This is a genomic window from Mucilaginibacter polytrichastri, from assembly GCF_001911425.1.
In the GTDB taxonomy this organism is placed as follows: Bacteria; Bacteroidota; Bacteroidia; order Sphingobacteriales; family Sphingobacteriaceae; genus Mucilaginibacter; species Mucilaginibacter polytrichastri.
Genome location: NZ_MPPL01000002.1, coordinates 62,071 through 78,097, shown reverse-complemented (window position 1 = coordinate 78,097; position 16,027 = coordinate 62,071). Strand labels below are relative to the sequence as shown.

Sequence of the window (16,027 nt, the reverse complement as noted above, 5' to 3'; positions counted from 1 at the left end):
TGACCACCCCAACGAAGCATTCGGAGCTCGACCTTAGCTGCGCTTTTTACCCGTTTCGCCTAAAAAATGGGTACATTAAAAATCCCAAACGCTTAACTCCCGTTAGCCGATAGCAGCGGCATCCTGCGGAGCAGATACAGCGGATAGCGCGGGCCGGAGGCAACGGCCAGGAAGATGGAGGTAAGTTTTTTGGCACACAAAACCTGCCCAACCGCTCGCCAAAAAAGTTTTAGCTTTGTGAAAAAAATCCAGTTATGGGGATATTATCCGAACCACAGATCAAAAATTACGATACCATTTTAAAGAAGATCATTACTGACCTTGAAACACAGCGCCAGGCACAGGGTAACGTCCCGGACAGCTACCATGCATTTCTGAAAAGAATAGCTCAATTGATCCAGGCGCTGTAAACACCCCAAACCGAAAAGGACTGGTTCGGGTTATACTCAAGTGTTTATGAAAACTCTTTCTTCGATAGTGCATTAAGTCCTTTCAACACCCTCGTCAAAGCTGATTTCCTGAGCATCTGGCTTTCATTGGGCATACGCGAAAAACAGGAAGTGGCAAAACTAAATGACCAGCTTTACCGGTTTATCAATTCCAGTAACTTTACTGACCAGTCGCTGGAACAAAGGGTCATCAAGCCTTTTGAAACTTTCGGAAAAACTTTATCCCTCAGCTCTGATATTACACAGGAACAACAAAGCGGCTATGATACCAGCTTAGGCGCAAAAGCGTTCCGGTTCCATTATACCGGCAAAGACGAACAGAAGGCGGTCATTTCTTGTTGGTGCAAGCCAGATTACGTGCATATCACGATCAAAAACGAGGGCCTGGAAGAAAGCTTTGTGAATACCATAACAGACGCGCTCAGCAAGTGTATCTATGCCTAAATAGACTAACGAATCTATCAGTCCTGTAAATCAGCCATGCCTAAATTTCAATTCCCCCGCTAAAGGATGAAAGACTGTTTGAAGAGTTTACCTGCGACCTGTTTAATGCTGTCGACAGCAAGGCTACCCAACAGCCCGGCGACTACCAGATCTTCGGGGTTAAGGGACTGAACCAGCGCGGGCTCGATATTTATTCGAGTAGAGGGACTACGCCATCCAGTGCAAATTAAAGGATATCCGTAAAAAAGAGAGCAGATCCGGCAGCAGCTGAAAGTTGACATCTTAACTGATGTAGAAAAAACAAGGAAACTCAAGTTAGGGATATCACGGTTTATCGTAGCTTCTACCTTTCGCGATGATACGTTATTACAGGAATTTGTGCACGAGCTAAAGGCCGGGCTGCAGCTTCCCTTCGAGGTCTTAAATATTCATTGATAAAATAAAAAAAAGCCATTGGAGCCGGAGGCGATTAAAGCCTATAAGTCTTTTGAAGAATCTTATATGTAGTAGGTGACGATATTGCTTTAACTGTCTATTAGAATGATTAATCAAGCGTCAAAATTTTTCAAAAAATAAATATTATTTAATACTTGGAGATGAATATTAATAATTGTTAATTACCTTTAAATCTGATACCTAAATACTTGAATGATGATTATTTAAAGAAACTACTGAACCAAGCTTTACAAATTGCTATCCAAGCTTAGTTCCCGATCAAAAAGATATCTTTTTAGCCAACCCTACCTAAATCACTTAAAATATGAGCACATCGTCTTCAAAAAAAAGGACCAAAATTTTCATTAGCCATTCGGCCTTAGACAAGGAAATCGCCCAGGCATTGGTTGAATTGTTGATAAACGGAGTTGGGTTGGATGAATCACTGATCTTTTGCTCTTCGGTCCCTGGCCACGATATACCATTAGGGGTAAATTTTAATGATTATATCATCAGCCAATTGACCGGCTATGATGCCCAAATGATATCTTTAATATCAAACAGCTATTACAATAGCAAATATTGCCTCTATGAAATGGGAGCCGCCTGGGGGCTATGCAAAACGAAAATCATCCCTATGTTGCTATATGATATGAAACATGCAAATTTGCAGGATTTTATACATTTTAATCAGGCTATTATGTCGGATGACTCGGATCAGATAAACAAATTGTGTGATCATTTTAGGGACGACAGTAGCTTTCCCCGAAAACCCGTTGTTACGAACAAGTATGAATCAGAGAGGGCAAAATTCCTGGCAATTTCCAAAAAGAAAATCAGGCCAGAACCAACCTCCCCAAAAGAGCTCATAGGAAAGAAAAAATATGACTATAAATACAAGGCTGTAGCATTTGATTTTGATGGCACTATATTGCAGGGCGACAATTTCGTATATTCCTGGAAGGCGATATGGCAGCACCTAAAGTATAGCGACGATGTTAGAACAACCTTGTACAAACGACATTACCAGGATTCAAAAAATTATACATATCAGGATTGGTGTGACGACTGCTGTAAGCATTTTATTGCAAAAGGCTTTAACCATAAACAAGTTAAGGAGATTTTTAAAGCCAAACATCTTAAGCTTGCGGAAGGGTTTGAATTAACGGTAAAATTATTAAAGTCGTTTGGACTTCATATTGCGATTATTTCCGGAGGAGTGGATTCTTTTATACAAGAAGCCATTCCAGACAAGACCATGCAATCTATAGACGAAATTTTTGTGAATAGATTCGTTTATGGAAGCCGCGGTGAATTAGTGAAAATAGAAGCTTATCCAAATGCCGAGGCAGATGGTACAGGAAAGGTCAGGGCCATGGAATCTTTCTGTGCAAAATATGGCTTGACACCAGCTGAAGTAGTATTTGTTGGGGAAGGTTTAAATGATATAGATGTTGCAACTATTTCCGGGAAACCACTTTCCTTTCCAGCAGCAAAGGCTTTCGATGACTATAATGACCTGGATAATGTAACTCCGGTTTATGACGATAATATGGCCGGTATACTGTCGCACATTCTAATTCCAAAATCTTCTTCATGAGAATCGTTTCTGGAAAGTATAAAGGCATAAAGTTACACGGGTCATCACGATCAAGGACTAGGCCCATTACCAATAAAGCTAAAGAGCGCCTCTTTGGCTTCCTGGGAAATGATATTGCTGATAAAAGAGTATTAGATCTTTACGCCGGTACAGGGGCAATTGGATTAGAGGCTCTCAGCAGGGAATGCAGGAATGTAACCTTTGTGGAGATCAATTACTTCGCTTATAGCGTATTACACAAGAATATTGAACTATGTAATGAACTTAATAATTCCAAAATACATAATCTTGATACTATAAAATTTATCAAAAGAGTTGACGAGACTTTTGATGTCATCTTTTCTGCCCCGCCCTATACAAGAGAACATTATCTTAGTTTTTTAACTGCAATCAATAAACGGCCACAAATCCTTACCGTCGGAGGGCAAATAATAGTTGAATGCAATAAACATGAAAGAGGGATGGGTGCTTTCAATAACCTATTGAAGGTTAAGGAAATATTGCACAATGATACCATTTTTGAAATATGGACCAGGTTGGAGGAAAGTACACTTTATGTTCAGGAACAAATCGCAGAAATAAGCAATAAACGTAGTGCAGGGGCAAATTAAATTTTCAATTTTTTCGCAAGAGGGATAGCAGCAGCATCCTGCGTAGCAGATACGGCGTATGTGCCCGGCACGGCTGGGCTTGCCGTTATGTTTACATGAAAAGTTATATGCTTGACAAAGCGGAGCAGCCCGGCTTATATTTACAATGAAGCAGGGCTTTAACTTTATTTATAGCGCGATGGGGTTATTGAATTGCTATGGAAGCTGTTCAGGATCAAGCCCGGATTTAATGGTACACCTGAACAGTACCTGGCTATAGTACATTTTATGGCGAAAAGAATAATCCGGAATTCAGCGTGCAAGCGTTACTGCAATGAGGTGAGGTGGCTGCGCAAGTAATGAATTACTATCGGGTGCTCAGGATTTGTTATCACACCGTGTTTAAATGCATTTTCGACAAAAGCAACCAACAGCATCGTAGCGATTATTTGCGTTTCAATGTAGCCCTCCACCGTAAAATTAATAAAAGCCTGGCCTTTCGCGCTGATCCGTTGAAGTTCAATTACATTTTCCAGGTAAGTCACTTCGTTTTGTAGCGGCATCGTATCCGCTTTACCTTCGCAGCATGTAACGCAGGATTTTAGAAGTTTTAATAATGCGGCCGGCGCTTGTACCGATTGCTGATAGGTCAGTGAATAAATATCATTAATACTATTGAAAAGGAAATGCGGGTTGACCTGCGAGCGCAGGAAATTGAGCTCGGCCGCGGTATTTTCCTTTTCAAGTTCTTGCTGATGCTGCTTGGTTTTATACCAGCCCGAAACGAAGAAATATATCAGGCCATAAACAAAGTAAGACGGGAAGTAATAGAAGAAAACGTTAGTGATAAAATGTCTAAAAGTATAAGGATGCCCGTTGTAATTATCAAATCTAAATACCGGTAGAAATAAGTGGTATTCCAGAAAGTAGCGTAACATTGTAACGAATTAACCCAGTTTTCCGGGTACATGGATGCAGCGTAGAAAGTTAGGCCACCACCGCCACGCGGTTATGCAACGATGGTCGCGCCGTTTTCCCATGGCCATCAAATTCGCCTGATCAACTAATTGATAAAATAGGAGACAGGCAGTTAAGCGATATAATTTTGCCAGCGCTATAACGCTAGTTGAGCAATATCAGCCATAGGAAGGAACATTTTGCCGCTATCGGGCAAAAGAACAAAGCCGAACTTTTGATAAAAAGCTACGGCATCGTCATCTAAAGGATCCACCACTACACCGATTGATCCCAAACTTTGACTGGCAATGTCAAAGCTTCTTTTTAAGGCATCCAATAACAGAATTCCCCCAAATCCATGTCCCTTGAATTTGGAATCGACGGCCAGCCTCCCTAATAAGGTAACGGGAAGCGCCTCATAAGATCGCGGCATCTTTTTTTTGACCGCTTCGGGCATGAATGCGGCAGGCACCGAAGCATTGGAAAGTGTATAATAACCTTTAATACTTGTATCCTCAAACAGCGCAAATACAACGCATAACTTACGTTTAACGTCCTGACTTGCCTGGGTATGCAGGTAATTATCCAGCATTTCCTTACCGCAACTGAAATCCTTTTTATTTAGCGCGGAGTTCAGCAGTTCTATTTTATCGCTCATTTATTCTCTCGAATAAACAATTTATACTTTTCGGCTGCGTCCTTTAGTTTCTGATTTGGCCCGGATGGATTCATTAGGGCATTAAAAAATATCTCCCGGTCCTTTTCAGATGCAATAATGGTATTGTGTTCCTGAATAATGGCACTTGCCTTTTCCTGTACCGCATTAATAATAAAATCGGTCAGTGTGCGAAATCCCCCAAGACTGGCAGCATATTCAAATAGTTCTTTTTGAACTTTTGGGATCTTGGCATCAAACCTCGCTTTTGCTGATAACGTTAATTGCTTTTCCATATCAATTTTCTACTTAAACAAATATACGGAAATTATACGTACAGAATAAATAGTTCTGTAAAACTTTAAGTGCTAACACCTGTTGAATAAACGCCGCATCAAAAAAAATCAGCGTTGTAAAACGAGGCTTAATATTCACGGGTTGCGGACTACGAACATTAAGCCTTATTTGGTAAAATCAATGATATAAGTGTTCCGTACTAAACGTCATATTGAAAAGCTGGGCTTCCGGCAATACGCCCAAAGGAAGCTAATTTCATTTCCATCCAATAGCAAAACGTTTAAAAGTGATTATCCTGTATCGTCCCAATACATAGTCTTCTATAGACAATTAAGTATGGGCTGACGAGGACCAGCGGCAATGAACTCAACCAGCAATCGCTCTATTACTTTCTGTCCTTTACGGGTCAAATTTGGCTAGGAAGAGCAGTTGCTTTTCTTATAAATATTCGGCTTTCATTTGCAAACTTTAAAAAGCGATGTTAATAATTAAAACCACATTTAACTCATAGCAAAACATCCTGACCCAGATTTATCAGAGCACTACATATTTAAAAATGGCAATTGGCTGTAATTCTTTGCCAAATGAAAAGGGTAATTGACGACTACCATTTCGGTCTTTAGCTTTTGTTTGCGGTTTTTGGAATTTACAGCAATTGGCAGAATATGGGCATATTCTGCCAATTGCCATTCTGTTTAACGTACTTCGCTAAGATGCTTGACAGATTGGCGATTTAATAATAATAAGTGAGCATCAAACTGAGTATATCGAATGGGAGCATGAAGATGGTTGTTTTATGATCAGCACTGACATTCCCGCGCCCCGAAGACGAACCCATACCATGCATCAGTAACCTAAAGCTAACGCCTACTTAAAGCTTATCGCCGATAAAGCCATCATCATCAAACACCTGGCCTACCCCACACCTTCGCCACGAAGGTTACCTTGACCAACGGCGTATCCATCGAAATCGTCGGCCAGATGTTAGGTAACAAAAAACTTGCTACCTACCCAGTTTTAATCGCGCGTGACCGATATGAAAGTGATAAAAGATATGGGCCCAGTAAACGAAAAAGATAGCTCGGTTTAGTGGGCTGTTGCTACTTTTGTATGCGTAAAGATCAAGAGCATGATGAACGTAACTGCTGGCACAAGCCAGGTAATGAGCCGGAAAAACAAAAGGTAATTGCGTTGCTTGGCCATGATGGGTTCAAGTCCGGCGAAGGAAGTGATGAAAGCGGATAGATCGACTTGGGTATCCTTATTTTTGAGATTGGTTTTCAAGCTTTCGAGCTCTGTACGGATATAGCTTAACACGCCAAATTGGTTACGGAGCAAGATGTCGATTAAAATGGCGAACAGCACTGCACCGATAAAAATCAGGACATTTTTGAATAGTTGGGCACCGGTAAAATCAAATTGCGCAAAGATAAGCAGAAAAGCGGCCGGCACAGCGATGAGTTTGCTTTGAATATCATTGACAGTATTGTATATCTTTTTGGTGTATTCAAGCTGGTCTTTGTCTACTGCCGCTTTAAGATCTTGGTAAGAAAATTTTTCCAGGTAAAGCAGGTGACTCTGCAGGTAGTGTTCGTAGATCTGGTCGAGATCGGACAGCAACCGGTCAAAAACCTCGGCAGCCGGGACCTCCTGTAAACTGCTGACTAATTCGGTCTTAAAAATCGTTTTGCGTTCTTCTTTGTCGTGCGCTTCGTGAAGTTGCGATTCCAACTTGTCGAGATAAGGAATCTCACGAAGCTGGCTACTGTCAAAAGTCAAAGGAACATTCAACTTCTTTTTCTGAAAAAAGATCAGCGTCCTGTTTTTACCAAGTCCTGTTTGTATATAATCCGAAAGTTCGGTCAATAAGCTAATTAAGCGGGCGATATCAGCAAACTGCGCCATCGCAGGAACTGATAGGCCTTGATCTGAAAAATAAGCGATATCCGCAATATAAAATGCCTGCGCCGGCAGCGTCCCGGGGTTGCCTTTTACAAACTCCGCTACAGAATCGTAATAAATCCCTCGTGAAAGTTGTTTAGCATAAATGGTTAGGGCAACCGTTTGGCCGGCCTGCAGCAACTTTACAGCTATTGTCGTACCCTCGGCCGGCAACATATCTTCTATCACACCGGCTTCACTCAGCAAGATCAACTGCGGGATGACTGTCTCATCCAAAACAATATTTCCAGACAATTCGCCACTATCATAAGCCATGTCATTCAGCTTTTGGCGAATCTCTGCGATTATATGGAGGGTATCGTTATTCATTGGTTTCAGCAGCAGGCGCTTGTCTGTTCAATTGGGCGCGTAATTTTTCAGGTACTTCCTTGATTAGCAATTCATTTGAACCCGCGTCAAAAATCACTTTATGGTCCAATAGTTTGCTGTCAAAGACGATGGTAAGTTCCTGGCTTTTAAAAGAATAATAACGGAGGCTCTTTAGCGTTGCATGTCCCTTAAACACGCTGCTCACCTCATAGGCCTCTGAAGCGGCAAATTCTTTAAACAATTCGGGGTCATCCTGATTAACGATTGAAGATACCGTGTTGAGACTGATATCTTCTTTATTTTTCATTCGCTGTTCACAATAGGTAAAGACCTCGCTTTTGATGGCTTCGATCCTTTCCTTATCCAAACCTTGACCAATCAGAAAATCGCTAAGGGCCTTTTTTAATTTCTCCGACGATTCTTTAGCCGAGGTATAGTCGGTACAGCCGATAAATTTTTTAAAGTAATTAGAAACGTCTTTTTTTCCACGGGTAAAAGATAAATAGACATCTTCGTTATTATTCCATTTGGCGCAATTGGAAAAATTGGCCACATCCAATTTTTCGATATCCAGACTAAAATCAGATTTCAGGTCAAGGTCGTCGCCGACCAAGTAGCTTTCTTTGTCGTTGAGAACGATCACCGCCATAAAATCTTCGGTAGTTATAAAGTGGCAAAATAGCACGTAACCACCTGTAGCCTGGGTCACCTCATTAATGATCTTCTCGAAATGCCCGAGCGCCTTACTGGTGAAAGCAGAAAAAGCCAGATTGCCCTTCAAATAGCTATCTAAAAACGTCTGATAAGGATAACTCGCTGCTGCGCTGTCAAAGACGCCGTATATCGGATTGGATTTTTTGTAATAAACATCCTTTACCTGGGACATGAAATCTGCATGAAGCTGGGTGATCGCCACCGGTGCCTTACGTTCTGTTTTTTTGGCGTTAAAACCGGATTGTTTCTCCAGCTTATGAATAATGAACTGTTTTACTTCCATAAGAGTATAAAATCACTAAAAAAAATTAGCAATTGTAAGTTATTTGATGATTTGAAGAAGGATGCCGGGCTGCCCACTTGTTTCCGCTTGCGGGTGCGTTTCGCCGTAGCTGGTCACTTTGATGCGCGTTAAGGCAATACCCGCGTTAAGCAATTGCAAGCGGATCGCATTGATCAGGTTTCTACTGGCCATATCGCCTCCTGGCGCAGTTAACCGGACTTTCAAACTAGCATCAGACTGAAGATGCCGTACCAATTGGTCCAGTTGCTGATGCGTCAGGCCTTTCTTTAAATGAACACTATCAGTCAGTGTCGTTTCAGTCGCTTTTTGATTCGGAGATTTGTCGGCTGGTTTTGATGAGTTGGCCGAAGCGCACGCTGTTTCCAGGCTATCTATTCTTTTTAACACTGCTTCGATGTCAGGCCTTGTTTCAGTTTCCAGGCCGACTTCCGTTTTCGTCAACAATACGACACTCATGATCGCAACCCCGAGGGTGATCATCACCAACCCAGGCGACGAACTTTCCAAACTGAAACTACCCGCCGGTGTTTTATCAGCTTTAAGGTGATAAGACAAGGCAAAAATCTTCAGTAGAAATAAGGCACCTGTAAAGATCAGCAGAAAGCCAACCAACATACTAGCCGCTTTCATATTGGCAAAATCTCGCGCACGGGAAAAAGCCAAAACCGCTGCGGAAGAGGTCGACGTGTCTTTCGCGTTCATGAATTGCGCGATCACCTTATCGTACACTTGATCTTGGGAATGCAGATTTTGATATAAAGTAAAGCCCGCCAAACCCAGTACGAGCATCACAACAACGATGAGAATCCAGTCGATGGTTTTAAGGTCAGGTTGTTGAATATGGGGCTCGGGAGCGGCGGTAGTAGTCATTGTTTTAAATTGAGGTTGAATGGGTGCTTGTTAAAGTTCATCTAGTAGCTTTTTCAGTTCTTCGAGCTTGATCTCATCTCCGGCGGCAGGTAATTGAATGACCTTAAGGATTTTGGTTTCCTTCTCCGTACGTTTTCAATCGTGATGGCCTTCGCTGCCTGATAACGACCACTCGGTTCTCCCTTTCTCTTTTTCTCGCCCGACTCGCTGACCGTTTTGATAATGGTTGTGATCAGGTCGACAATCGATTTTCCTAAAGTTAGCGAGGATGTGATCAAAGCCAGTGCCGCAATGATCTCCGGGCCGGTCTCATGTTCAACGAAAAGATAATCCTCGCCATTCACATTTGCATAACGCACGGTTTGTCCCTGGTTGACTAATCCTGTCGCTATTAATCTTTCCGCTGACAAAAAATCTCTGAAGTTTTGGTACTCGTCTGGATAGACATAAGCGTCACAAAACTCATCCTCATCGCTATGAGGCAGCGAATCAATGGGCCTGATCTTAATGGAAACTAATTGTGCTGTTCCAGCAGCCATTAAATTTGAAGTGTTAAGCAGATTGGTTTCGTAACGGTTTTCAGTCGAATTTAATTTCATCACAAACTATTTCTTACCGATTGTTTTACCTTCTCTTTGCTTGACAGACTCCGATAGCGATGGTGATTTCGGCTTATCTTTTTCTTTCCGTTGATCTTTTCCTGCTTTGTCTTTCTTATCTTTTTTACTCATGATACTACATTTTTAAAATAAAGAAATAAATGATAAAAGTGATGGTGAACAGCAGGCCAGCTAAGATAAAATAACCGGTTAACGCTAATTGGCCTGCCCTCTGATCGTTTTGCGCTTCGTTCCGCCTGATGGCAACAATATAATCTGCCACCCGGTCCTGAAAGAACTCTTCATCGTTCTGTGTGGTTTGGTCATTTTTGGCGACGAATTCATCCAGGTCGGTTACGCCTTCATAAACCCTGATCTTAAGGGAAAAAAGTAACAGAAAAAGCGCGATCCCAAGCGAAAGAAGTCCTACACAAAAAAAGAGGAGTAATACCTTGTTGTGTAAGCCGTTCGCGCTGTCAAAAATATCTTTGATTTTAAACAGCACGGCCGACAGGAACAAAGAAATCACTGAAAAGTATACTTCTGCTTTCTTAGTCAACTCGGTATAACGAGCGCTTTCTTCGACATAAAGCGTCTTGAAAAACTCAAATTGTTCTTTGCTAGCCATATCAAAGTTTTAACCCGGTTTTTTGATCTAATGCTGCCGTGCTAATTTTGCAGGAGTCGAGCGGGATTTCGGCAGGAAGTTTTTTGTCGTTGGGAAAAAGCCAACATTGATAAATTCCATTCATTAAAATGGCCTTGTAGCAATATTGCGGAACTGTAACCTGCCCTGAACCTATCGTTTTGATCCGGCCGATCCCTCCGGCAATGATGTGCAGTTTTTGTGTTTGTGCCCACTTGCGGCACTGCTCTTCCAACGTCTTCCATTTTCCGGCATTGAGATAGTGAGGCTGCGGCAGCATATTGCTCATATAGAAACATTCGACCCGGTCGGTACTATCGCAGGAAGCATCCTCATAATTGAACAAATGTCCTTTATCATAGCCTGAGTTGATGTAGTTGTCCTTAAGCTTATAGGTATCTGGTATTTGCGGGTCCTGTCCAAATAGGTCTTTCCGCTTGGGCTTATCGGTACACCCTAACATTTCTGGTGCGAGGTTCCAACTGACCGAATCCGCCTCGTGACTGGTGACGTCATAATAAGTCGTATAATGATGATGCGGGACGGTTATTTCGGAAGGCAGGCTCGTCGTAAAGCGCTGGTTAACCCCGACTGCAGCGGCGGCACCGGCTACCGCTAGCAAAAGATTACTCTTGATCTTCATTTCGTTGCGGAGTTATTCTCTGTCGTTTTCAATGCTGCATAAGTCGCCGAACTCAGGCCCAGCAAAATCAGGTTATTGGTGGAAATGTCCGGCATGATCGCGTTTATGCCGCCACCCGGTAGTTGTACCAAGTGATGTAGTACTTCCCCGACGAACCATATCCCGAAGATCACATTAAATACTACGTTCTGAAAACGGGGGATGCTGACACCGGTCTGATCAGACAAAATATCGATCAACAGCCCCTGGCTGTTTTGACCCGGTAATTTTTGCAGTTTATCCTGATCGTTGACATCTATTGAGCGGGCAGTGGCAATCGTAGCCGTGCTGATGCCGATCAGAATCAGTGTGGAGGTTGCCAAGTCCGGCGCTTCCCTGTCGATTAGCAGTATTGTGGTAAAAGCGCTGAGTATGATCAGCGTCCACCAAGCTAGCTGCACTCTGGACCAACTGTAGGTCACATCTTTTTTATTTGGCACCGCGTCTTCCGGTGTCGTCGCGGGCGGGCGCCCGATATCTTTTAACAAATGATATTTCACTTCCAATAAAACGAGAGCCAAAAGGATCACTACAAAAACGATCCAAAAACAAGCGATAGGGTTCATATAGTTTTTTTTTAAGTTAATCGATACTAAAACCAGCCGTGAAACTAATTCCGATCCGTTTGCCTACCGAACTGTCTTTTGCATGCAGTACGTTGAACAAGTCAGACTCCTGTACGTTGAATCCAGCCGAAATACTTTGAGGCTTACCAGGGTTGGCGATATAAAGTCCTATAGCGGGATTGATCTGGGGTTTGCTTAGCTGAAAGAATTTGCTACGGAAAAGGCCAGCCAAATACAGCGCCGGAACATCTGCATTGTTTGCTGCTTTTTTGGCAGTCAGCGCCCACGCGTAATCCGCGTTGAGCTGTACATTGAATTGAGTGCCCTGAAAAACGCTGGTCGCGTAAGCAGATTGCTGCTTTTCCAGTTTGATGGAATCAGTACCGCCTGACTGGATCGTACTGACAGTGGTCTGCTTGATGTCTTTTGCGTTGGTAGCTTGCCCCAGGTTCAATTCGTAACCCCATAGATGATCACCTGAATAACCGCTTCTGCCCGCTGCAAATTTCCAACCTGCGTTGCCCTGATCAAATACTTTGTCCTTGGCAAGGCTCAGGTCATACAATTTGTTGCGCTCCACTAAAAAATTCCCGTTGATGTACCAGGCGTTCGTCCAAGCATCGGTATTGCCAACCGCGGGAGCAACGCGTTTCCATATCCGGCTGGCACCAATACTTCCGTTAAATAAAAAGCCATCATCTGATTTCAGCGCGGACGAGCCATCGCTAGCTGCCAGGTTGACATTCATCGCCCAGGAATTAAAATGAGTGTTATTTTGAGAAACCTCGTCTTTCCCCTTCAGCGTTGCCGCAAGACTTTTGTCACCGGTATTTACACTGACCGCATTGCCGAGTAATTTATAAGCTGACTCCCCTTTACCATCCTGAAATACAGAAGTCTGTGCGTAAGTGATCGTCCCGGTGCCCAACACCAGAACGAACAATAAAGGGACCTTTCTCATTCGCTGAATGGTTTATCACCTTTGCTGATCGCACGATTCTTGATCTGTTTGCCGGTCACGTCCGAAAAGCTAATCGTCCCGCCGCTGCCTTTATCAGTTATTACACAACTGAATTTAGTACCCGAGAAGGCGACCACATAGAGGGTATAAGTCAGGTCATCCCCAGGTGACATCGGAATACTGACGTCATCCAGCGACCAGGACGTATCATCGTCTTTCTGTAAAGAATGGGGTAATTTTTCTAGCGGGTCATCTATGAATATCGCTGCGTTGTCGATCGTTCCTTCGCCCTTGAGTTCAATTTTAAGGTTTGCCATTGCGGAATAAGTTAGGTATGGTCTAATATACAACTACTTATGATTAAAAAAAAATATTGCAATAAATATTAGCCCATTTTTTATAAATAAAATATACATACCAAAGGCTGCATTATTTATCTTGGGCGTATCTAACTTTAATCACATTAAAATCATATAAGACGGCCATTGCAGTCGCAACCGGAAGCTATATCTTTAGTGTTGACTATTTTGTAGTACCTTAAACTTGAAGATATGCCGACCTTACAAAAACAGACCGACGAGGCAGTAGAATTGATAACAACTTAGCTGACTAAAATCACGCGCTCTAATGCACTTTTTTATTTTGATATCAGTAGAGTTTCCTAAGATATAGCGAGAAATCTTTTAAATCATATTTATGACCATCAACTCAAAAAACCTCAACATCCGTAAGGCAATTGCTCAGGAATTGGTGATGTAACTTACTTTTCAGACGTAAAATTCCTTTTGTAGGGGAAGCGCGGATTTGCTATCATGCAGATAAATATGCAATACGCTTAGCTTGTTGGATAATATTGCTTTTTAATTGTCAGAAAGCATTTTTGCTTGTAACAAACTATGCGCATACACTGAGTAAAGCAATTTTGTGTAAGGATTAACTAAAGGGGTGACATTTAGTAATACCATTAGGCTTTCGTAATACAGCGTACTTTTGTACTTTTTGCTAAGGTTATTTACTACCAATTCCTTCACAGTGGATCGTGGTTATCTATTCTCACATTTATAAATTATAATATTTTTGAATGCTAAAATATCCATTTCTGTATCCAGGAAGCACTTTAAAGCATCATCAGGATTGCAGACAATAGGTTCATCCATAACATTAAAAGAGGTATTTATGAGCAGTGGGCAACCAGTTAGCTTATAGAAACTGTCGATAAGTGTATAAAAGTCGCCGTTTGCCGGACTAACGGTTTGGATACGGGCAGAATAATCAACATGCGTTACGGCAGGGATTACCGAACGGCTAATCTTAAGCTTATCAAATCCCGATGCAGCAGTTTCAATTTTAATAATTCTTTTACTTTTCGCCACTGGTGCGGTAAATAACATGTACGGACTCTTGCAATCAAGCTCAAAGTATTCATCAGCGTGTGCTTCAAGCACCGCTGGAGCAAATGGCCGGAAAGACTCCCGGAATTTTATTTTTTTGTTGATTATTGTCTGCATACTAATGCTTCGTGCGTCCGCAATAATACTTCTGCTGCCAAGTGCTCGCGGACCAAACTCCATCCTGCCTGAAAACCATCCTGCTACATTACCATCTACTAAAAGGGACGACAATTTGGGGAAGAAATCCTCGTCATCATAAAGATGATAGCAGATATTTTGTTTATCAAGAATAGCTATTATCTGCTCCTTTGTATATTCCGGGCCTAAAAGACTGCATTTCATGTAATCATTTCTTTGTAAACCTAATTCACGTTTGCTATCTGTCAAATCGTGATAGGCATACAAAGCAGCGCCCAAAGCCCCCCCGGCATCACCAGCTGCCGGTTGTATCCAAATATTTTCGAAGCCACTTTCTTTTAACAACAAACCATTAGCTACGCAATTAAGGGCAACACCACCCGCAAGGCACAAATTAGTGGAACGATATTTTTTTCGTAAAGTAATGGCAATTTTCAATATCACATCTTCCGTCACCTCCTGGATTGATTTGGCAATATCCATATGAAATTGTAAAATAGTCTCAGAAGGCTTTCGTCTTTTGGCCCCAAATAGTTTTTCGAAACGGCCATTGGTCATTTTCAGGCCATTCAGGAAGTTGAAATAAGTCATGTTGAGATGGAATGATCCATCTTCCTGCACATCGATTAACTTTTCGAGGATTATATTTTTATAGGCCGGGTTGCCGTAAGGTGCAAGCCCCATCACCTTAAACTCGTCACAATTTACTTTAAATCCAAGATAATGGGTAAATGCCGAGTACAGCAATCCGAGCGAGTGGGGGAAACGTATTTCAAATTGTGGCGATATTTTTCCGTTTTCGCCCAATGCAACAGATGTGGTTGCCCATTCGCCCACCCCATCTAGTGTTAAAATTACGGCATCGTTAAATGGGGAAGGATAATATGCGGATGCTATGTGTGACAAGTGATGCTCACTGAATAATAATTGTTCTTTCTTAATTGTACTATCGGGGGATATTGCCTGAATATTTCTCAGCAATGTACGTTTCATGAACAATTTATCCTTTACCCAAATGGGCATTCCCTTTAAATACTGAATAAAGCCAAGTGGTGAGGTTGCTGTAAAAGTTTCGAGTATTCGCTCAAATTTTAGAAAAGGTTTTTCATAAAAGACAAAATATGCTATTACCCCTAAATCAATTTGACAATACTCCAAACAGTATTTAATTGATTGTTGCGGAAAAGAATCATCATTTTTTATTCTGGTAAAACGTTCCTCCTGCACAGCCGCTAAAATTTCGCCATCTTTTATAATACAAGCAGCACTGTCATGGTAGAAACATGAAATACCAATGATATACATTACTAAAAGAGTGAATAAATTAGTGTTGATAATGCTGTTGACTGAGCAATAACTATGAATAGGCTTAAAAAGACGATTAATATAATAGTAGGCCAAAGCCAATAACGTTTTCTTTGTTTAAGAAAAACACAAAATTCGATCAGTATTTCCATG

General features: G+C 41.8%; 19 protein-coding genes. 4 read left to right on the top strand and 15 right to left on the bottom strand.

Annotated elements, in window-relative coordinates:
• Positions 1–254 precede the first annotated feature (254 nt).
• From RG47T_RS26250 to RG47T_RS25425, 4 genes are all read left to right on the top strand, one after another.
• Entirely contained in the window at positions 255–410 is a 156-nt protein-coding gene (locus RG47T_RS26250; RefSeq protein WP_171972613.1) for a hypothetical protein, read from the top strand.
• A gap of 150 nt (positions 411–560) precedes the next feature.
• Positions 561–893 carry a hypothetical protein gene (locus RG47T_RS25435; protein ID WP_139235783.1) on the top strand — a complete coding sequence of 111 codons (333 nt, stop codon included), beginning with the start codon at positions 561–563 and terminating at the stop codon, positions 891–893.
• Positions 894–1,653: 760 nt separating this feature from the next.
• On the top strand, positions 1,654–2,928 hold the full coding sequence (locus tag RG47T_RS25430) for an HAD-IB family phosphatase (RefSeq protein WP_074493915.1): 1,275 nt from the start codon (positions 1,654–1,656) through the stop codon (positions 2,926–2,928).
• Positions 2,925–3,539: an RsmD family RNA methyltransferase gene (locus RG47T_RS25425; RefSeq protein WP_074493913.1), complete on the top strand. Its 615-nt coding sequence runs from the start codon at positions 2,925–2,927 to the stop codon at positions 3,537–3,539. The genes RG47T_RS25430 and RG47T_RS25425 overlap by 4 nt, the downstream gene beginning before the upstream one ends.
• A gap of 305 nt (positions 3,540–3,844) precedes the next feature.
• Here the strand turns inward: RG47T_RS25425 and RG47T_RS25420 are convergent, their stop codons facing one another.
• The 15 genes from RG47T_RS25420 to RG47T_RS26935 all read right to left on the bottom strand — a co-directional run bounded on the left by RG47T_RS25420 (position 3,845) and on the right by RG47T_RS26935 (position 16,026).
• Positions 3,845–4,456, bottom strand: a complete 612-nt coding sequence (locus RG47T_RS25420; RefSeq protein WP_074493911.1) for a histidine kinase — start codon at positions 4,454–4,456, stop codon at positions 3,845–3,847.
• Positions 4,457–4,632: 176 nt separating this feature from the next.
• Positions 4,633–5,133 (bottom strand): GNAT family N-acetyltransferase, encoded by a 501-nt coding sequence (locus tag RG47T_RS25415; RefSeq protein WP_074493909.1) that lies wholly within the window; start codon positions 5,131–5,133, stop codon positions 4,633–4,635.
• Positions 5,130–5,426 carry a type II toxin-antitoxin system TacA family antitoxin gene (locus tag RG47T_RS25410; protein WP_074493906.1) on the bottom strand — a complete coding sequence of 99 codons (297 nt, stop codon included), beginning with the start codon at positions 5,424–5,426 and terminating at the stop codon, positions 5,130–5,132. The genes RG47T_RS25415 and RG47T_RS25410 overlap by 4 nt, the downstream gene beginning before the upstream one ends.
• Positions 5,427–6,513: 1,087 nt before the next feature.
• Entirely contained in the window at positions 6,514–7,698 is a 1,185-nt protein-coding gene (locus RG47T_RS25405) for a hypothetical protein (protein WP_074493904.1), read from the bottom strand.
• Positions 7,691–8,695, bottom strand: a complete 1,005-nt coding sequence (locus RG47T_RS25400) for a nucleoid-associated protein (RefSeq protein WP_074493902.1) — start codon at positions 8,693–8,695, stop codon at positions 7,691–7,693. The genes RG47T_RS25405 and RG47T_RS25400 overlap by 8 nt, the downstream gene beginning before the upstream one ends.
• A 39-nt stretch (positions 8,696–8,734) precedes the next feature.
• The gene (locus RG47T_RS25395; RefSeq protein WP_074493900.1) at positions 8,735–9,586 is read right to left on the bottom strand and encodes an OmpA family protein; all 852 of its coding nucleotides are present in this window, start codon (positions 9,584–9,586) and stop codon (positions 8,735–8,737) included.
• A gap of 53 nt (positions 9,587–9,639) precedes the next feature.
• Positions 9,640–10,185, bottom strand: a complete 546-nt coding sequence (locus RG47T_RS25390) for a hypothetical protein (RefSeq protein WP_074493899.1) — start codon at positions 10,183–10,185, stop codon at positions 9,640–9,642.
• A gap of 6 nt (positions 10,186–10,191) precedes the next feature.
• The gene (locus RG47T_RS27015; RefSeq protein WP_262493268.1) at positions 10,192–10,317 is read right to left on the bottom strand and encodes a hypothetical protein; all 126 of its coding nucleotides are present in this window, start codon (positions 10,315–10,317) and stop codon (positions 10,192–10,194) included.
• Between the two features lie 4 nt (positions 10,318–10,321).
• Positions 10,322–10,813, bottom strand: a complete 492-nt coding sequence (locus tag RG47T_RS25385; protein ID WP_074493897.1) for a hypothetical protein — start codon at positions 10,811–10,813, stop codon at positions 10,322–10,324.
• A 1-nt stretch (position 10,814) separates the two neighbouring features.
• The gene (locus tag RG47T_RS25380; protein ID WP_074493895.1) at positions 10,815–11,474 is read right to left on the bottom strand and encodes a DNA/RNA non-specific endonuclease; all 660 of its coding nucleotides are present in this window, start codon (positions 11,472–11,474) and stop codon (positions 10,815–10,817) included.
• Positions 11,471–12,079, bottom strand: coding sequence for a hypothetical protein (locus RG47T_RS25375; RefSeq protein ID WP_074493893.1), 609 nt, complete (start codon positions 12,077–12,079; stop codon positions 11,471–11,473). The genes RG47T_RS25380 and RG47T_RS25375 overlap by 4 nt, the downstream gene beginning before the upstream one ends.
• Positions 12,080–12,095: 16 nt before the next feature.
• Positions 12,096–13,040, bottom strand: a complete 945-nt coding sequence (locus tag RG47T_RS25370) for a hypothetical protein (protein WP_139235782.1) — start codon at positions 13,038–13,040, stop codon at positions 12,096–12,098.
• The gene (locus RG47T_RS25365; RefSeq protein WP_074493888.1) at positions 13,037–13,357 is read right to left on the bottom strand and encodes a hypothetical protein; all 321 of its coding nucleotides are present in this window, start codon (positions 13,355–13,357) and stop codon (positions 13,037–13,039) included. The genes RG47T_RS25370 and RG47T_RS25365 overlap by 4 nt, the downstream gene beginning before the upstream one ends.
• Positions 13,358–14,083: 726 nt before the next feature.
• Positions 14,084–15,874, bottom strand: coding sequence for a carbamoyltransferase family protein (locus RG47T_RS25360; protein WP_074493886.1), 1,791 nt, complete (start codon positions 15,872–15,874; stop codon positions 14,084–14,086).
• 2 nt (positions 15,875–15,876) lie between these two features.
• Positions 15,877–16,026 carry a DUF5989 family protein gene (locus tag RG47T_RS26935; protein WP_245770881.1) on the bottom strand — a complete coding sequence of 50 codons (150 nt, stop codon included), beginning with the start codon at positions 16,024–16,026 and terminating at the stop codon, positions 15,877–15,879.
• Position 16,027: the final 1 nt, after the last annotated feature.